General features: G+C 75.7%; 17 protein-coding genes. 13 read left to right on the top strand and 4 right to left on the bottom strand.

The features are described 5' to 3' along the window. Positions 1-15: 15 nt before the first annotated feature. Together selA and selB are read left to right on the top strand one after the other, a co-directional pair. Positions 16-1,314: an L-seryl-tRNA(Sec) selenium transferase gene (gene selA / locus VKZ81_RS26670; RefSeq protein WP_324244444.1), complete on the top strand. Its 1,299-nt coding sequence runs from the start codon at positions 16-18 to the stop codon at positions 1,312-1,314. Beyond that, positions 1,311-3,110 carry a selenocysteine-specific translation elongation factor gene (selB, locus tag VKZ81_RS26665; protein WP_324244443.1) on the top strand — a complete coding sequence of 600 codons (1,800 nt, stop codon included), beginning with the start codon at positions 1,311-1,313 and terminating at the stop codon, positions 3,108-3,110. Before selA ends, selB begins: the two co-directional genes overlap by 4 nt. A gap of 285 nt (positions 3,111-3,395) precedes the next feature. Here selB and VKZ81_RS26660 read toward each other — a convergent pair whose 3' ends face one another. Continuing rightward, complete coding sequence (locus VKZ81_RS26660) at positions 3,396-5,219, bottom strand: AMP-dependent synthetase/ligase (protein ID WP_324244442.1); 1,824 nt, start codon at positions 5,217-5,219, stop codon at positions 3,396-3,398. 90 nt (positions 5,220-5,309) lie between these two features. On the opposite strand from VKZ81_RS26660, the gene VKZ81_RS26655 reads away from it, so the two are divergent. From VKZ81_RS26655 to VKZ81_RS26630, 6 genes are read left to right on the top strand one after another with little or no spacing between them, the layout of a single operon-like run. After that, positions 5,310-5,705 (top strand): polyketide cyclase / dehydrase and lipid transport, encoded by a 396-nt coding sequence (locus VKZ81_RS26655; protein WP_324244441.1) that lies wholly within the window; start codon positions 5,310-5,312, stop codon positions 5,703-5,705. Between the two features lie 10 nt (positions 5,706-5,715). Then, entirely contained in the window at positions 5,716-6,504 is a 789-nt protein-coding gene (locus VKZ81_RS26650) for a metallophosphoesterase family protein (RefSeq protein ID WP_324244440.1), read from the top strand. Positions 6,505-6,524: 20 nt separating this feature from the next. Further along, positions 6,525-6,965 carry an SRPBCC family protein gene (locus tag VKZ81_RS26645; RefSeq protein ID WP_324244439.1) on the top strand — a complete coding sequence of 147 codons (441 nt, stop codon included), beginning with the start codon at positions 6,525-6,527 and terminating at the stop codon, positions 6,963-6,965. Between the two features lie 49 nt (positions 6,966-7,014). Beyond that, positions 7,015-8,238, top strand: a complete 1,224-nt coding sequence (locus tag VKZ81_RS26640) for an ArsA family ATPase (protein ID WP_324244438.1) — start codon at positions 7,015-7,017, stop codon at positions 8,236-8,238. Further along, the gene (locus VKZ81_RS26635; RefSeq protein ID WP_324244437.1) at positions 8,235-8,600 is read left to right on the top strand and encodes a hypothetical protein; all 366 of its coding nucleotides are present in this window, start codon (positions 8,235-8,237) and stop codon (positions 8,598-8,600) included. Before VKZ81_RS26640 ends, VKZ81_RS26635 begins: the two co-directional genes overlap by 4 nt. Before the next feature lie 38 nt (positions 8,601-8,638). After that, entirely contained in the window at positions 8,639-9,595 is a 957-nt protein-coding gene (locus VKZ81_RS26630) for an ROK family glucokinase (protein WP_324244436.1), read from the top strand. A 25-nt stretch (positions 9,596-9,620) separates the two neighbouring features. Here the strand turns inward: VKZ81_RS26630 and VKZ81_RS26625 are convergent, their stop codons facing one another. Then, complete coding sequence (locus tag VKZ81_RS26625; RefSeq protein WP_324244435.1) at positions 9,621-10,076, bottom strand: DUF308 domain-containing protein; 456 nt, start codon at positions 10,074-10,076, stop codon at positions 9,621-9,623. Between the two features lie 174 nt (positions 10,077-10,250). Here VKZ81_RS26625 and VKZ81_RS26620 point away from each other — a divergent pair, with 174 nt between their 5' ends. Genes VKZ81_RS26620 through VKZ81_RS26610 form a run of 3 tightly spaced genes read left to right on the top strand, consistent with a single transcriptional unit; the run spans position 10,251 to position 12,418 of the window. Next, positions 10,251-11,066 carry a lysophospholipid acyltransferase family protein gene (locus VKZ81_RS26620; protein WP_324244434.1) on the top strand — a complete coding sequence of 272 codons (816 nt, stop codon included), beginning with the start codon at positions 10,251-10,253 and terminating at the stop codon, positions 11,064-11,066. Between the two features lie 57 nt (positions 11,067-11,123). Next, the gene (locus tag VKZ81_RS26615; protein ID WP_324244433.1) at positions 11,124-11,882 is read left to right on the top strand and encodes a hypothetical protein; all 759 of its coding nucleotides are present in this window, start codon (positions 11,124-11,126) and stop codon (positions 11,880-11,882) included. 47 nt (positions 11,883-11,929) lie between these two features. Beyond that, positions 11,930-12,418 (top strand): polyadenylate-specific 3'-exoribonuclease AS, encoded by a 489-nt coding sequence (locus tag VKZ81_RS26610; RefSeq protein ID WP_324244432.1) that lies wholly within the window; start codon positions 11,930-11,932, stop codon positions 12,416-12,418. 78 nt (positions 12,419-12,496) lie between these two features. On the opposite strand, the gene VKZ81_RS26605 is transcribed toward VKZ81_RS26610, so the two are convergent. Then, positions 12,497-12,640 (bottom strand): GPGG-motif small membrane protein, encoded by a 144-nt coding sequence (locus VKZ81_RS26605; RefSeq protein WP_324244431.1) that lies wholly within the window; start codon positions 12,638-12,640, stop codon positions 12,497-12,499. A gap of 123 nt (positions 12,641-12,763) precedes the next feature. On the opposite strand from VKZ81_RS26605, the gene VKZ81_RS26600 reads away from it, so the two are divergent. Continuing rightward, positions 12,764-14,152: a class II 3-deoxy-7-phosphoheptulonate synthase gene (locus VKZ81_RS26600; RefSeq protein ID WP_324244430.1), complete on the top strand. Its 1,389-nt coding sequence runs from the start codon at positions 12,764-12,766 to the stop codon at positions 14,150-14,152. A gap of 115 nt (positions 14,153-14,267) precedes the next feature. Here the strand turns inward: VKZ81_RS26600 and pknB are convergent, their stop codons facing one another. After that, complete coding sequence (gene pknB / locus VKZ81_RS26595) at positions 14,268-16,022, bottom strand: Stk1 family PASTA domain-containing Ser/Thr kinase (protein WP_324244429.1); 1,755 nt, start codon at positions 16,020-16,022, stop codon at positions 14,268-14,270. 67 nt (positions 16,023-16,089) lie between these two features. Here pknB and VKZ81_RS26590 point away from each other — a divergent pair, with 67 nt between their 5' ends. After that, complete coding sequence (locus tag VKZ81_RS26590; protein ID WP_324244428.1) at positions 16,090-16,446, top strand: Rv2175c family DNA-binding protein; 357 nt, start codon at positions 16,090-16,092, stop codon at positions 16,444-16,446. Positions 16,447-16,458: the final 12 nt, after the last annotated feature.

Here is a 16,458-nt window from a genome sequence, read left to right as displayed (position 1 = left end):
TGCCACACTCTGGCCGTGTCCCGCACCGGCTCCGACCCCCGCCGCCTGGTGCCCCGCACCGACGCCGTGCTCGCCGACCCCCGGATCGCGGCGGCGATCGCCCGGCTGGGCAGGCCGCTGGTGAAGCAGGCCGTCGCCGCGGCCCAACAGCGGGTCCGCGAGGGGAGCCTCGCGCCCGAGGCCGTCGCCGACGCCGCCCTCGCCGCGCTGCCGCAGGCCCCCACGACGCTGCGCCCGGTGCTCAACGCGACCGGGGTGGTGCTGCACACCAACCTCGGCCGCGCCCCGCTCTCCGCGGCCGCTCGCGAGGCCGTCGCCGTGGCGGCCGGGACGTGCGACGTCGAGCTGGACCTGGCCACCGGCGCCCGTGGCAGGCGCGGCGCCGGGGTCGTGGACGCCCTGCTCGCCGCCGTCCCCGGCGCCGGGGGAGCGCACGTGGTCAACAACGGGGCCGCCGCCCTCGCGCTGGTCGCGGCCACCCTGGCGGCCGGCCGAGAGGTGGTCGTCTCCCGCGGGGAGATGGTCGAGATCGGCGACGGGTTCCGCATCCCCGACCTGATCGAGTCGGTCGGCGCGCGGCTGCGCGAGGTCGGCACCACCAACCGCACCCACCTCGCCGACTACGAGCGCGCCATCGGCCCGGACACCGGGTTCGTGCTCAAGGTGCACCCGTCCAACTTCACGGTCACCGGGTTCACCAGCTCCGTCCCGCCCGGCGCGCTGACCGGGCTCGGGCCGCCGGTGGTCGTCGACATCGGCTCCGGCCTCCTGCACCCGCATCCGCTGCTGCCCGACGAACCCGACGCCGCGAGCGTGCTCGCCGCCGGGGCGTCGCTGGTCACGGCCTCGGGCGACAAGCTGCTGGGCGGCCCGCAGGCCGGGCTGATCCTCGGCGACGCCGAGCTGGTCGGGCGGATCCGCCGGTTCCCGCTCGCCCGCGCCGTCCGGGTGGACAAGCTGACGCTGGCCGCGCTGGAGGCGACCCTGCGCGGCCCGGCGCCCCCGGTGCACGCCGCCCTCGACGCGACGCCCGCCGAGCTGCGGGCCAGGGCCGAGGCGCTGGCCGCCCGCCTGCCGGGGGTGGACGTGCAGGTCGTGGCCTCGCAGTCGACCGTCGGTGGCGGCGGCGCGCCCGGCGTCGTCCTGCCCAGCGCCGCGCTCTCGCTGCCCGAGCGCTACGCCGCGGCGCTGCGCACGGGCACCCCCGCGGTCCTCGGCCGGCTCGAGGGCGGGCGGTGCCTGCTCGACCTGCGCGCGGTCGACCCGGCCGACGACCCGACCATCGCCGAACGCGTCCGGGCGGCGGGGCCGTGACCAGCCGCGTCATCGCCACGGCGGGGCACGTCGACCACGGCAAGTCGACGCTGGTGCGCGCCCTGACCGGCATGGAGCCGGACCGGCTGGCCGAGGAGCGGCGCCGGGGGCTCACCATCGACCTCGGGTTCGCCTGGACGCGCCTGCCCTCCGGAACCGACCTCGCGTTCGTCGACGTCCCCGGGCACGAGCGGTTCGTGACGACGATGCTCGCCGGCGCGGGACCCGTGCCCACGGTGCTGGTGGTGGTGGCCGCGGACGAGGGCTGGATGCCGCAGTCGCGCGAGCACCTCGACGCGATCGACGCGCTCGGGGTGCCGCGCGGCCTGCTCGTGATCACGCGGTGCGACCTGCTCGACCCCGAGCCCGCCCGCGAGGACGCGCTCGCCGAGATCGCCACGTCGTCGCTGGGCACCGTCGGGGTGGTCGAGGTGTGTGCGCCCCGCGGCCAGGGCCTCGACGCCCTGCGCGCCGCCCTCGACGACCTGGTCGCCTCCGTCCCCGAGCCCGACCCGGCCGCCGACGTGCGGCTGTGGGTCGACCGCGCGTTCACCATCCGCGGCGCGGGCACGGTGGTCACCGGCACCCTCGGGGCAGGCACCATCCGCGTCGGCGACGAGCTGGAGCTCGGCGGGCGGACCGTGCACGTCAGAGGGCTGCAGAGCCTGGGCGAGCCGGTGCCGTCGGTCACCGGGGTGGCGCGGGTCGCGGTGAACCTGCGCGGCGTGCCCCGCGAGCAGGTCGCCCGGGGCGACGCCCTGCTCACACCGGGTGCCTGGCTCGCCCCGGCCGAGTTCGACGTGGCGCTGCGCGGGGTGCGGGGCGCCGAGCTGGGCCCGCTGCCCCGCGAGGTGGTGCTGCACGTCGGCTCGGCCGCCGTCGCCGTGCGGGTGCGCCCGCTCGGGCCCGGCTACGCGCGGCTGCGGCCCTCCCGCCCGCTGCCGCTGCGCATCGGGGACCGCGCCGTGCTGCGCGACCCCGGCCGGCGGGCCGTCGTCGCGGGGCTGGAGGTGCTCGACGTCCTCCCGCCGGTGCTGCGCCGCCGCGGGGCCGCCGCCCGCCGCGCGGCCGAACTCGCCGAACCCGGCGCCGGCACGGCCGAGGTCGAGCTGGGCCGCCGCGGGATCGTCCGGGAGGCCGACCTGGTGGCGATGGGGGTGCCCCGCGCCGAGATCGACGCCGTGCCCGCGGTGCGGGCGGACGGTTGGCTCGTCGCGCCCGCGCGCGCCCGGGCTGGCGTCTCCGCGATCGTCGCGGCGGTGCGCGACCACGACGCCGCGGAACCGCTCGAACCCGGGCTGCCCCTCGAAGCCGCCCGCCGCTGCGCGGACCTGCCCACCACCGGCGTGGTGACGGCCGTGCTCGCCGCGGCGCAGGCCGGCGGGGTCGTGCCGCAGCTGCGCGACGGCCGGGTGCACCTGGGCCGGGGCCGCGGGCTCCCCGAGCGGGTGCGCGCGGCGATGGAGGAGCTGCGCGCCGACCTCGTGGCGCACCCGTTCCGCGCGCCGGAGGCCGACCGCCTCGCCGAGCTCGGCCTCGGCCCGCGCGAGCTCGCCGCGCTGGTCCGGGCCGGTGAGCTGATCGCGATCGCGGACGGGGTCGTGCTGCTGCCCGACGCGCCGGACCGCGCGGTGGAGGTGCTGCGCGGCATCGGGGGCGGGTTCACGCTCAGCGAGGCGCGGCAGGCGCTCGGCACCACCCGCCGGGTCGCCGTGCCGCTGGTGGAGCACCTGGCCCGCACCGGGCGGACGGTCCGCGAGGACGACGTGACCCACCGCCTCCGCGACGAGGCCTGACCCGCGCGCTGAGGCGGGTCCGCGGCTCCGGCTCCGGCGGCGGGCCGGGGACGGGCGGTGCCGGATCCGGCGGGGGACCGGGCATCGGCTCGGGCTCGGGGAACGGCGGCGACGGCTCCGGCCCCGGCGGCGGAGTCGGCGGGACCGGCGGCTCGGGCTGCGGGCCGGGGCCCGGCAGCGGCGGCTCGGTCGCCCGCTCGGTGGTGGCGCGACGGTCGTCCATGCCGCGGGCCTACCCGCGTCCCGAGCGAGCGACACGTCGACCACCCCCGCCCGAGCCGCGGCTCAGGCGGGGGTCTTCGTCCCGCTGTAGATGCTCGCGATCTCCGCGGCGAACGTCTTGGCCACGACCGCGCGCTTCACCTTCATCGTGGGCGTCATCTCCCCGCCGGCTTCGGTGAAGTCCACGGGGAGGATGCGGAACTCCCGGATCTGCTCGGCCCGCGACACCGCCTGGTTGGCGTCGTCGACCGCGCGGGCGATCTCGGCGCGCAGATCGGGGTCGTCGACGAGGTCGGCGATCGGGGTGTCGGCCGGCCTGCCCGCTCGCTCGAGCCAGCCGGGGAGGGCCTCGGAGTCGATCGTGACCAGCGCGGCGACGAACGGCTGGCCGTCGCCGACGACCATGCACTGGCTCACCAGCGGGTGGGCGCGCAGCCGGTCCTCCAGAACGGCCGGGGCGACGTTCTTGCCGCCCGCGGTGACGATCAGCTCCTTCTTGCGGCCGGTGATGCGCAGGAAGCCCGCGTCGTCGAGCTCGCCGATGTCGCCGGTGTGGAACCAGCCGTCGGTGAGCGCCTCGGCGGTGGCCGCCTCGTTCTTCCAGTACCGGCGGAACACGATGGGACCCTTGACCAGCACCTCGCCGTCGTCGGCGATCCGCACGGCGTGGCCGGGCACCGGCCGCCCCACGGAGCCGATGCGCTGCGCGCTCATCGTGTTGAGCGTGACCCCGGCCGTGGTCTCGGTGAGGCCGTAGCCCTCCAGCACCGGCAGGCCGATGCCGCGGAAGAAGTGACCGAGCCGCTCGCCCAGCGGCGCGGCGCCGGACACCGCGGCCACCACCCGCCCGCCGACGACGTCGCGCAGCTTGCGGTAGACGAGCCGGTCGAACAGGGCGTGCTGCAGCCGCAGCCCGAGCCCGGGCCCGCCGGTGTCGCGGGCGCGGCTGTAGGCGATGGCCACCTCGGCCGCGCGGTCGAAGACCTTCCCCTTGCCGCTGTCGTGGGCGCGCTGGCGGGCGCTGTTGTAGACCTTCTCGAACACCCGCGGCGCGGACAGGATGAACGTGGGCCGGAACGACGCGAGGTCGGCGGTCAGCTGCTTGACGTCGGGGGTGTGCCCCACGGCCGTGCGCGAGTAGAGCGCGCCGCACTGGATCACCTTGCCGAACACGTGCGCGAGCGGCAGGAACAGCAGCACCGAACCCTGCTCGCTCAGCAGCTCGGGCAGCATGCCGACGGTGCCCTTCACCTCGCTGAGCAGATTGCGGTGGGTGAGCTCGCAGCCCTTGGGTCGTCCGGTGGTGCCCGAGGTGTAGATCAGCGTGGCGAGGTCGTCGGCGCGCACGGCGGCGCTGCGCTTGCGCACCTCCTCGGCCGGGGTCTGCGCGCCCAGCGCCGTGAGCGCCTCGACGGCGCCGGGCCCGCCGTCCGACGGCTCGATCTGCCAGACGTGGCGGACCGTGGGGCACTCGGCGCGCACGCTGTCGACGAGCGCGGTGTGCTTGCCCGACTCGACGACCGCGGCGACGGCCTCGGAGTCGGACAGGATCCAGCGGATCTGCTCCGCCGACGAGGTCTCGTAGATCGGCACGGTGGCCGCGCCGACGGCCAGGATCGCGTAGTCGACGAGGGTCCACTCGTAGCGGGTGCGCGACAGCAGCGCCACGCGGTCGCCGGGCTGCACGCCGGCGGCGACGAGCCCGCGGGCCACGGCCACGACCTGCTCGGCGAACTGCGCGCAGGTGATGTCGGACCACCGGCCCGGGGCGTCCTGGCGCCGGTAGACGACCGCGGACCCGTGCTCGTCGGCGTTGCTGTACACCGCGTCGAGGAGGTTCTCCTCGTCACCCACGTGGTACGTGGCGGGGACGCTGTACTCGCGCACGGTCGGACCTCCTGGCCGGCACTGGCTCCGTTTCCCGAAACCTACCTCGCAGTAGCGGCTGCCGTCAGGACGCGTCACTACGCTGGCGCGGTGCCGTCGGTGGATGTGGTGGACGAGACGTTCCTCGCCGTGCCGCCCGCGGTGGTGGCGGCCGAGTTCGCGGTGCCGTCGCGGTGGCCGCAGCTGTGGCCCGACCTGGAGCTCGAGGTCATGGCCGACCGCGGCGTCGAGGGCATCCGGTGGACGGTCGGCGGCGCGCTCGTCGGCAGCATGGAGGTGTGGCTCGAGCCGGTGCTGGACGGCACCCTGCTGCACTACTACCTGCGCGCCGACCCGGCGGGCCCGGACGGGCGGCCGCGCCCGCTGTCGCGGCGGCGCGCCGCGGCGGAGACCGCCCGGCGCCAGCGGGCCGCCAAGGCGATCGCGTTCGCCAGCAAGGACCGGCTCGAGGCGGGTCGCGAGCCGGGGGAGCCGCCCGCGAGGTAGCGTGATCTGCATGCGCGTGCACGTGGTCTCCGACGTGCACGGCGCCGCCGAGGCGCTCGCGCGGGCGGGCGACGGGGCCGACGCGCTCATCGTGCTGGGCGATCTCGTCCACTACGTCGACTACCGCGACCCCGAGTCGGGGATCCTCGGGCGGGTGCTCGGCCCCGAGGTGAGCGCGGAGTTCGCCCGGCTGCGCCGCACGGGCGGGCGCGACGAGCTGATCCGCTTCATCCGCGACGCGTGGGCGCGGATCCCCGACGCGCCCGCCGTGGTGGAGGAGGCCGTCCTGGAGCAGTACGACCGCCTGTTCGGCGCGCTCACCGCTCCGACGTATGCGATCCCCGGCAACGTCGACATGCCGCGGCTGTGGCCGCGCTACGCCCGACCGGGGCTCACGCTCGCCGACGGGCAGGTGCTCGAGATCGGCGGCCTGCGGTTCGGGTTCGTGGGCGGGGTGCCGCTCCCGCCCGGCGTCGAGCGGCGCGCGAGCGGCCCCTGGACGCCGCACCTGTTGCCCGCGGACGAGTACGCCGCGGCGGTCAAGGCCCTCGACCGCGTCGACGTGCTCTGCAGCCACACCCCGCCCGCCGTGCCGGAGCTCGCCTACGACGTCGTCACCCGGCGGGCCGAGGCGTCCTCGCCGGAGCTGCTCGACGTGATCCAGCGCGACCGGCCCCGCGCCGCGCTCTTCGGGCACGTCCACCAGCCGCTCGCGCCGCGGGTGCGCGTCGGCCGAACCGAGTGCGTCAACGTCGGGCACTTCCGCGCCACCGGCACTCCGTACGTGCTCCGCTGGTGAGGCCCAGTAACGTGCCCGCCATGGCCGACGCGACGACCTCATCGATCACCATCGCCGCCCCACCGGAGCGCGTGATGGACGTGATCGCCGACTTCCGCGCCTACCCCGAGTGGGCCGAGCAGGTGAAGAGCGTCGAGGTGCTGAGCAGCGGCGAGGACGGGCGGGCGCAGCGGGTCAGGTTCACGATGGACGCGGGCCCGATCAAGGACTCCTACACCCTCGACTACACCTGGGACCCGGGCGGCCGGTCGGTGAGCTGGACGCTCGTGAAGGGGCAGATCCAGAAGGCGCAGAACGGCTCGTACACGCTCGCCGAGGCCCCGGAGGGGACCACGGTGACCTACTCGCTCGCCGTCGACCTGAACATCCCGATGATCGGCATGCTGCGCCGCAAGGCGGAGAAGGTGATCATCGACACCGCGCTCAAAGGGCTCAAGCGGCGGGTCGAGAGCCTCTCGTGACGGCCCCGCCGACAGGTCCGACCTGATCCCGCGATTACCCTTCCGCGTCGTGCGCGTCGTCCTGTTCACCGGCAAGGGAGGCGTCGGCAAGACCACCCTCGCCGCGGCCACCGCCGCCCTCCTCGCGCGCTCCGGGCGCAAGGTGCTGGCGGTCTCGACCGACCCCGCGCACTCGCTGGGCGACGCGTTCGAGGCCGAGCTGGGCGCCGAGCCCACCGAGCTCGACCCGGGGCTGTCGGCGGCGCACGTCGACACGCGGGCGCTGGTGGACGGTGCGTGGGCGCGCCTGCAGGACCACCTCGGAACGCTGCTGGCCGGTGCGGGCGTCGACGAGTTGGTGGCCGACGAGCTCACCGTCGTGCCCGGGGTGGAGGACCTGCTCGCCCTCGGCGAGGTGCGCAGGCTCGCCGAGAGCGGGCTGTGGGAGGTCGTCGTCGTCGACTGCGGGCCCACCGCGGAGACGCTGCGGCTGCTCGGACTCCCGGAGGCGCTCTCGACCTACCTGGAGCGGCTGTTCCCCGCCCACCGGCGGGCGGTTCGCGGCCTGATCAGCGGGTTCGCCGGCCGCCGGGGCAGCGAGCCCGCGTGGGAGCGGGCCATCGCCGCGCTGGACGGGCTCGCCGAGCAGCTGCAGGGCCTGCGCGGGCTGCTCGCCGACCAGGACACGACCTCGATCCGGCTCGTGCTCACCCCGGAGCGGGTGGTCGCCGCCGAGACCCGCCGCACGCTCACCGCGCTCGCGCTGCACGGCCTGCGGGTGGACGCCCTCGTCGCGAACCGGCTCGTGCCGGAGGCGCCGTCGTCGCTGCGCGGGCCCGCGGGCCGTTGGCTGCGCGAGCGGCACGCGGAGCAGAGCGCGGTGCTCGCCGAGCTGAAGGCGCTGCCGGTGCCGCTGCGGGTGGTCGGGCACACGGCGGCCGAGCCGATCGGGCTGGCCGCGCTGCGCGAGCTCGCGAGCGGCCTCTACGGCGACGACGACCCCGCGGCCCCGCCCGGCCCGCCCGCCGCGCCGCTGCTGCAGGTGAACCGCACCGCGGGCAGCGGCACGTCGCTGGACTCGGCGTTCGAGCTGGTGCTGCGCCTGCCCGGGGTGGCGAGCGGGCCCGTGGAGCTGGTGCGGCTCGACGACGACCTCGCCGTCACCACCGGCGGCACGCGCCGGATGATCGCCCTGCCGCCCGTGCTGCGCCGCTGCGAGGTCACCGGCGCCCAGGTGGCGGGCGACGAGCTGTCGGTGGCGTTCGTGCCCGACCCGGCGGTCTGGCTCCGGTGACGGGGCCCGGCGGCTGCGGCGGCCACGAGGGGATCGGGGAGGAGCTGCGCGTCCTCGCCCTCGCCGCGCTCGACCGGGTCGACCCGGTGCTCGCCCGGCTGCGCGCCGGGCCGGTGACCGACGCCCCCGAGGCGTGCGCGTCGTGCCCGGTGTGCGCGATCATCGCCGCGCTGCGCGGGGAACGCCCCGAGCTCGCGGTGCGACTGGCCGAGCACGCGGCGGGGCTCGTGGCCGTGCTGCGGACCGCGCTCCTGGAGGGCGCAGAAGGGGGGACTGCGAGTGGTGCGGAACCGGACCCGGCCGCGGACCGGCCTCCTCCGCGGCGCGTCCAACGGATCCCGGTCGAACGGCGGACCTCGTGACGGTGACTACGTGATGGTGAAGTCGTGACGGTGAACTCGTGACGGAGCTGACCATCGGCGTCGACGTCGGCGGGACCAGCGTGCGGGCCGGTGTCGTGGACGCCGATGGCAACGTCCACGACACCGCGCGCACCCCGACGCCGCGCAGCGACGCGGCGCTGGAGGCGGCGCTCGCGGGCGTGATCGGTGAGCTCGCAGCGCGCCACGAGATCGGGGCGGTGGGGCTCGCGCTCGCCGGTTTCGTGACGCCGGACCGGCGGGGCGTGCGGTTCGCACCCCACCTGTCGTGGCGGGACGTGCCGGTCGCCGACCGGATCGCCAAGCGGATCGGCCTGCCGGTCGTCGTCGAGCACGACGCGAACGCGGCGGCGCTCGCGGAGCGGCACTTCGGGGCCGCCTCCGGGGCGGGCACGGTCGTGTTCGTGGCGCTCGGCACCGGCATCGGCTCGGCCTTGCTGATCGACGGCGAGCTGTACCGCGGGGCGTTCGGGGTGGCGCCGGAGCTGGGCCACCTGCGGGTCGTGCCGGACGGCAGGCCGTGCCCGTGCGGGAAGAACGGCTGCTGGGAGCGCTACTGCAGCGGCACGGCGCTGGCCACCACCGCCGTCGAGCTGCTCGCCCGCGACCCGGGGAAGTCGCCGCTCCTGCGCCGGCTCGTGGCGGGCGATCCGGGCCGGGTCACCGGACAGCGGGTGGCCGTGGCCGCGCGCGACGGCGACCCGGTGGCGATCGCGGCGATGGACGAGCTCGCCCGCTGGCTCGGCGAGGGCCTCGCGCTGGTGGCCGACGTGTTCGACCCCGAGCTGGTGGTGATCGGCGGTGGGGTGTCGGTGTCGGCGCCGCTGTTCCTCGACGAGGCGCGCGAGCACTACGCGGCGTCGGTGACCGGGGCGGGCAGGCGCCCGCTGGCCCGGATCCGGACGGCGCAGCTGGGTGAGGCCGCCGCGGTGGTCGGCGCCGCCCAGCTGGCCCGGGAGCTCGCGAAGGGCTGCTGACGGACGAGGGCGGCGAGGGCCCGGGTTACACCACCGCGCCGTCGTCGTCCTCGTCGCGCTGGTCCGGGGGGTCCGGCCACAGCCGCAGCACCAGCCAACCCAGGCCCGCGGCCAGCCCGACCAGGCCGAGCGGCAGCCCGTACGGGGTGGCGATGCCCAGCCAGCCGGGGGATATGACGAGCACCAGCCCGATGGCGATCAGCGTGAGCCCGACCAGCGCGGGCGGGCCGGGGCGCGGCAGGGGCGGCGGCTCCGGCGGGATGAAGTGCTCGTCCTCCGGCAGCGGGGGCGGGGACCAGGAGCGCGGCGGCGTCGCGGGCGCCGCGGGCGGGTCGTCGTCGTCGGCGAGCGCGGCCGCCTCGGCCTCGTCCTCGGGCCACTGCGGTACGTCGCCCTCGCTGCGCCAGAGGGCCACGATCGCCTCGAACTCGTCGGGCGCCGCCCCGTCGGGCTGGGGGCGCTCGTCGGGATCTCGGTTCACGCGGCCTCCTCCCTCGGTGCGGGCCGGCGCGGCGGGGACACCATCCTGACACGATCCGACCGGGGAAGGGGAGGAGTTGACGGCCGGTTCGGGCGGCGATGGCACCGAGCCCGTTGTCGACGCTCCCTACCGATCCGTAGGCTGGCGCAGTCGAGCTGGAGGGGGCACGCCCAGGTGTTGTACTGGTGGTCCAAATATGTGCTCCTCGGCCCGCTGCTGCGGCTGCTGTTCCGGCCATCGATCGAGGGCCTCGAGCACGTACCCGAGCGGGGTGGGGCGATCCTGGCGAGCAATCACCTCGCCGTGGCGGACTCGTTCTTCCTGCCGCTGCTCGTGCCGCGGCGCATCACGTTCCTCGCCAAGCGCGAGTACTTCATCCAACCGGGTTTCATCGGTTGGCTGAAGAGGATCTTCTTCACCGGGATGGGGCAGGTGCCGATCGACCGGTCCGGCGGATCGGCGGCGCAGGCGGCGATGGACACCGCGGTGCGGCTCCTGCGCGAGGGCAACCTGCTGGGCATCTACCCGGAGGGCACCCGATCCCCCGACGGACGGCTCTACAAGGGCAAGACCGGCGTGGCCCGGATGGCGCTCGAGGCCAACGTGAAGGTCATCCCGGTGGCCATGATCGGCACCGACAAGGTCAACCCGATCGGGTCGCGCATCTGGCGGCCGCGCAAGGTGCGCATCAAGATCGGCGCCCCGCTCGACTTCTCCCGCTACGCCGGGATGGCCGGTGACCGGTTCATCGAGCGCTCGATGACCGACGAGATCATGTACGCGCTCATGGAGCTGTCCGGCCAGACCTACGTCGACGTGTACGCGGCGTCGGTCAAGGAGAAGGCGGCCAAGGCGGCGATGGAGAAGTCGATGGCGGCCGGCAGCGGGCAGAAGGCCCTCGGCGCCACCGAGCCCGCGATCCCCACCGACGGCGACGGCAGCGCCGACGGCCGGGACGCGAGCCGCCTGCCGGACACCCGGGCCGGCTAGCGCGCCCGACACCCACCCGCGCACGAGGTCGTTACGGGCGAGTAATACCGTTCTGGCGTGACGCGATGGTCGGGTGTGGGAGAGCCGGACGATCCGTTGCGCCCCGACGACCCGCTCGCCGGGGCGGAGCACGAGGACGTCCTGCTCCCGTCCGCCGCGGCGGACGACGAGAAGCCCGTCGCCGACGAAGCCCCGCGGGAGGACCCCGACGGGGACGCGACGTCGGTCGCGGACCTGGAGGACCGCCCCACCACCGTGATCCCGGCCGTGGTCGGCCCCGCGCCCGCGCCGCGCCGCCGGTGGTCCGGCATGGTGCAGTGGGCGGTGTTCGCGGCGGTCGCCGTCGTGGTCATCGCGGCGACGACCACGGTGGCGTCCTGGCTGCAGGGGCCCACGTCCGCGCGCCAGGGCTTCACCGGGCTGAACCAGCCGTGGCCGACCGCCACCACCGCGGCGCCCGCCCCGCCGGCCGAGGCCGCGCCCGAGCCGTCCCCCACCCCGGAGGCCACGCCCGAACCGGAGCCCGAGCCGGAGCGCAAGCCCGCGGCGAGGCCCACCCAGCGGCCGCGGCCGACGACCAGGGCGCAGGAGCCCGCCTCGCCGCCCCCGCCCGCGGCGACCGTGAACGCGCCCTCCACCGGGGGCGCGGAACCGACGGGGGAGCCGCCGGAGGAGGGGCAGCCGCCCACGCAGAGCGGGCCCGTCGTGGCGGCCGACCCGGGCGCGAGCGACCCGCCCGCCGACGAGGACGACGACGAGGACCGCGACCGCGACGAGAACGAGGCCGGGGACGAGGACGACGACGAGGACCGCTGACGACGAGGGGCGCCCGCAGGGGCGCCATCGTCAACTACCCTTCCGACGTGCGGTTCTTCTACGACTGCGAGTTCATCGAGGACGGGACGACGATCGACCTGGTGTCGATCGGCGTGGTCGGGGAGGACGGGCGCGAGTTCTACGCGGTCTCCACCGAGTTCGACCCCGAGCGGGCCGGGCCGTGGGTCCGCGCCAACGTGCTGCCGAAGCTGCCGTCACCGGCCGACCCGGCGTGGCGGTCGCGCGTCCAGCTGCGCACCGAGCTCCTGGAGTTCCTCACCTCGGCGCCCGGGGAGGTGGAGCTGTGGGCCTGGATCGCGGCCTACGACCACGTGGCGCTCTGCCAGCTGTGGGGTGCCATGCCCGCGCTGCCCCGGGCGCTGCCCCGGTTCACGCGCGAGCTGCGGCAGCGGTGGGAGGAGGCGGGTAGGCCGCCGCTCCCGCCGCCCACCGCGGACGCGCACGACGCGCTCGCCGACGCGCGGCTGAACCGGCGCCGGTGGGAGGCGATCGAAGCGGCGGTGGCCGCCCGCTGAGCGCACCGCCGCCGGCGACGGTGCGCAGACGAGGGCGACCACCGCCGCGGCGGATCACGGACGGGTTGAAGGGACCGGTCAAACGAAGATGCTCACGCCGCCGGGCCCCACCAGCAGGCCGACGATGATGAGCACGATCCCCCAGATCAGCTGCCGCCGGAGGATCGCGAAGACGCCTGCGACGACGAGGATCACTGCCAGGATCCACAAAAGGGTTGCCATGACGACTCTGTGCCCGCAACCGTCCACTCCGGAATCGGGCCGAATGGGTGATCAGTGCGCCGAAGCCGGCCGCCCGGGATCCGGCGCGGGTGCTCGCAGGCCCACGGCCTACCCTTGGACACCGTGAACTGGACGGTCGACGCACCGGTCGAGGTGCTCCCCGAGTTGCCGCCGCTGCCCGCTGACCTGCGGGCTCGCCTCGACGACGCGCTCGCTCGTCCCGCGGCGCAGCAGCCGGAGTGGCCCGACCCGGAGCAGGTCGCCCACGTCCGGGCCGTCCTGGAGAGCGTGCCGCCCGTCACGCTCCCGCCGGAGGTCGACCGGCTGCAGGAGCGCCTGGCCGCGGTCGCACGGGGCGAGGCGTTCCTCCTGCAGGGAGGCGACTGCGCCGAGACGTTCATCGACAACACCGAGCCGCACATCCGCTCCACCATCCGCACGCTGCTGCAGATGGCGGTCGCGCTGACCTACGGCGCGTCGATGCCGGTGGTGAAGGTCGGCCGGATCGCGGGCCAGTACGCCAAGCCGCGCAGCTCCCCGATCGACGCGCTGGGCCTGCCGTCCTACCGCGGCGACATCGTCAACTCGCTGCACCCCACGCCCGAGGCGCGGGTGCCCGACCCGTCGCGGATGGTGCGCGCCTACGCCAACGCGGGCGCCGCGATGAACCTGGTCCGGGCGCTCACGGCCACCGGCATGGCCGACCTGACGATGGTGCACGACTGGAACAAGGACTTCGTGCGCACCTCGCCGGCGGGGGAGCGGTTCGAGGACATCGCCACCGAGATCGAGCGCGCGCTGAGCTTCATGCGGGCGTGCGGGGTCGACGACCACAACCTGCACAGCGTCGAGTTCTACGCCAGCCACGAGGCGCTGCTCATCGACTACGAGCGCGCGATGCTGCGCCTGGACACCAGCCACGGCGAGCCGCGGCTGTACGACCTGTCGGCGCACTTCCTGTGGATCGGGGAGCGCACCCGCCAGCTCGACGGCGCCCACATCGCGTTCGCCGAGCTGCTGTCCAACCCGATCGGGCTCAAGATCGGGCCGACCACCACGCCCGAGCAGGCCGTCGAGTACGTCGAGCGGCTCGACCCGAACGCCACCCCCGGCCGGCTCACGCTCGTGAGCCGCATGGGCAACGGGCGCGTGCGCGACGTGCTGCCGGGGATCGTGGAGAAGGTCGAGGCGTCGGGGCACAAGGTCATCTGGCAGTGCGACCCGATGCACGGCAACACCCACGAGTCCACCACCGGCTACAAGACCCGCCACTTCGACCGGATCGTCGACGAGGTGCAGGGCTTCTTCGAGGTGCACCGCGCCCTGGGCACCCACCCGGGCGGCATCCACGTCGAGGTCACCGGCGAGGACGTCACCGAGTGCCTCGGCGGCGCGCAGGAGATCTCCGACGCCGACCTCGCCGGCCGGTACGAGACCGCCTGCGACCCGCGGCTGAACACGCAGCAGTCGCTCGAGCTGGCCTTCCTCGTGGCGGAGATGCTCCGGGGCTAGCAGCCCGTGGGATACCGGCGAACGGCGGGTTCGTCGCAACCCATCCGACGAACGCGCCGCTCGTCGGAAAGCCGCCCGCCGGCGAGGAGCGGCCCCGCACCCTCCAGCAGGCCCGTCAGACGGTCGTGAGCGTGACCGTGGTGCCCCGCTCGACCGTGGTGCCCGCGCGCGGGCTCTGGTCGACCACGCGCCCGTCGCGGCGCCCGAGGAACGGGATCGCGCTGCGGCCCTTCGCGTCCAGGTCCAGCTCGTCGAGGATGTCCTCGGCGTCGTCGAAGTCCTTGCCGATCAGGTCGGGCACCCGCACGGTGTCGGACTTGCCGCTGCTCACCACGAGCGTCACCCGCCCGCCGACGCGCAGCTCGGTGCCGGCGTCCGGCTCGGTGCGCAGCACGGCGCCCTCGGGCACCGAGTCGCTGTCGTCGGTGTCGTCCGGCCCGTGGACGGGGGTGAGGCCCGCCTCGCGCAGCGCGCGTTCGGCATCGGCCAGGGGCGTGCCCGGCGCGATCTCGGGCACGGTGGGGCGGCCCGCGGACACCGTGACCACCACCGTGCTGCCGCGCAGCAGCTGGGCCCTGGGCGCCGGCTCGGTGGCGCTGACGATCCCGTCGGCGACCTCGTCGTCGTAGGCCTCCACCACCCGCGCGACCAGGTCGGAGTCGGTGAGCAGCCGCTGCGCCGCCGCCGCGTCCAACCCGACGATGCTCGGTACCTCGGTCCAGCGCCCGCTGCCGAGCCACCACGCCCCGACGCCGACCAGCACCGCCAGGACCACGACCACGGCCGTCCACGCCGCGAAGGCCCGGCGGCTCCGCCTGCGCAGCCGCACGTGCGGCGGCGTGTCGTGCTCCGGGCGCGGCAGGGCGCGGGTGCCGCGCGGGCCCTGGGCCGCGGGGGCTGCCGGGTGCGCGGTGGGGCCCGGCGTGAGCCGCTGGGGCGCCGCGGGCACCGTGTCCTGCTCCTCGATCGGGCGCGGCGGCGGCACCGGCGGCGGCACGCGGGGGACCTCCAGCAGCGCGGCCACCCGGTGCAGCTCGGCGAGCATCGCGCTCGCGTCGGCGGGCCGCTGGGCGGGGTCGCGGCGGGTGGCGCGCAGGACGAGCTCGTCGAGCTCGGGCGGCACGTCGCCGGCGATCTCCGACGGCGGCGGAACGTCCGAGTTGACGTGCTGGTAGGCCACCGAGAGCGCGGTGTCGCCGTGGTACGGCGGCGCGCCGGTGAGCAGCTCGTAGAAGACGATGCCGGCCGAGTAGACGTCGCTGCGCGGGTCGGCGTCGCCGGTGGCGACCTGCTCGGGGGACAGGTACGCGACCGTCCCCATGATCATCCCGGCGGTGGTGGCCCCCGCCCGCGCGCTCGCGGTGACCAGGCCGAAGTCGGCGACCTTGACCTCGCCGGTGCGGCTGATCAGCACGTTCTCCGGCTTGACGTCGCGATGCACCAGCCCGATCCGGTGGGCGGCCGCGAGGCCGGAGAGCACCCGCTCCATCACGGCGAACGCGGCGGGCACCCCGACGGCGCCCCGCGTGCGCAGGACGTCGCGCAGCGTACCGCCCTCCACCAGCTCCATGACGAGGAACAGCAGCGGCCCGTCCCCGGGTAACCCGGTACCCGCGACGGTGGGCGCCTGGCCCTGGTCGTACACGTCGACGACGGCGGGGTGGTCGATGCGCGCCGCCGAGCGGGCCTCGCGCTCGAGCCGTCCGCGGAACGCGGGGTCGACCGCCAGCCGCGGGTCCATCACCTTGATGGCGACCGGTCGGTCGAGCCGCGTGTCGGTGCCCCGGTAGACCGTGGACATCCCACCGCGGGCGATGAGCGGGCCCACCCGGTATCGCGCGTCGAGGAGCGCGGCAGGCGGGGCGTTCACGCGATGACGGTACCGGGTGCGTTTGGCGCTTCTCCCGGGCGGCGCGCCTGTGGCATCGTATCGCCCCGTGAACGAGGTTGTCGGGCTGTCCGAGGACATCGCCGCCCTGCCCGTCGCGGAGGTCGCACAGCGGCTGGGGCAGCCGGTGTCCCGGGTGCACCAGCTCGTCCGCGACGGCTACCTGCTGTCGTTCCGCCGCGAGGGAGAGGTCGTCATCCCGTCCGATTTCCTGGGCGACGACGGCTCGGTGATCAAGGGCCTGCCGGGCACCATCACGGTCCTGCGCGACGGCGGCTATGCGGACGCGGACATCCTGCGGTGGCTCTTCGCGGAGGACGACTCGCTGCCGGGCACCCCGGTGCAGTCCCTGCGCGCCGGGCGGCACCGCGAGGTCAAGCGGCGCGCGCAGGCGATGGCGTTCTGACGCCGGGCGCCC

The sequence above is a fragment of the Pseudonocardia sp. genome (genome assembly GCF_035305885.1).
GTDB lineage: Bacteria > Actinomycetota > Actinomycetes > Mycobacteriales > Pseudonocardiaceae > Pseudonocardia.
The sequence above is the reverse complement of the archived record's forward strand: the minus strand, read 5'-3'. Positions and strand labels throughout refer to the sequence as shown.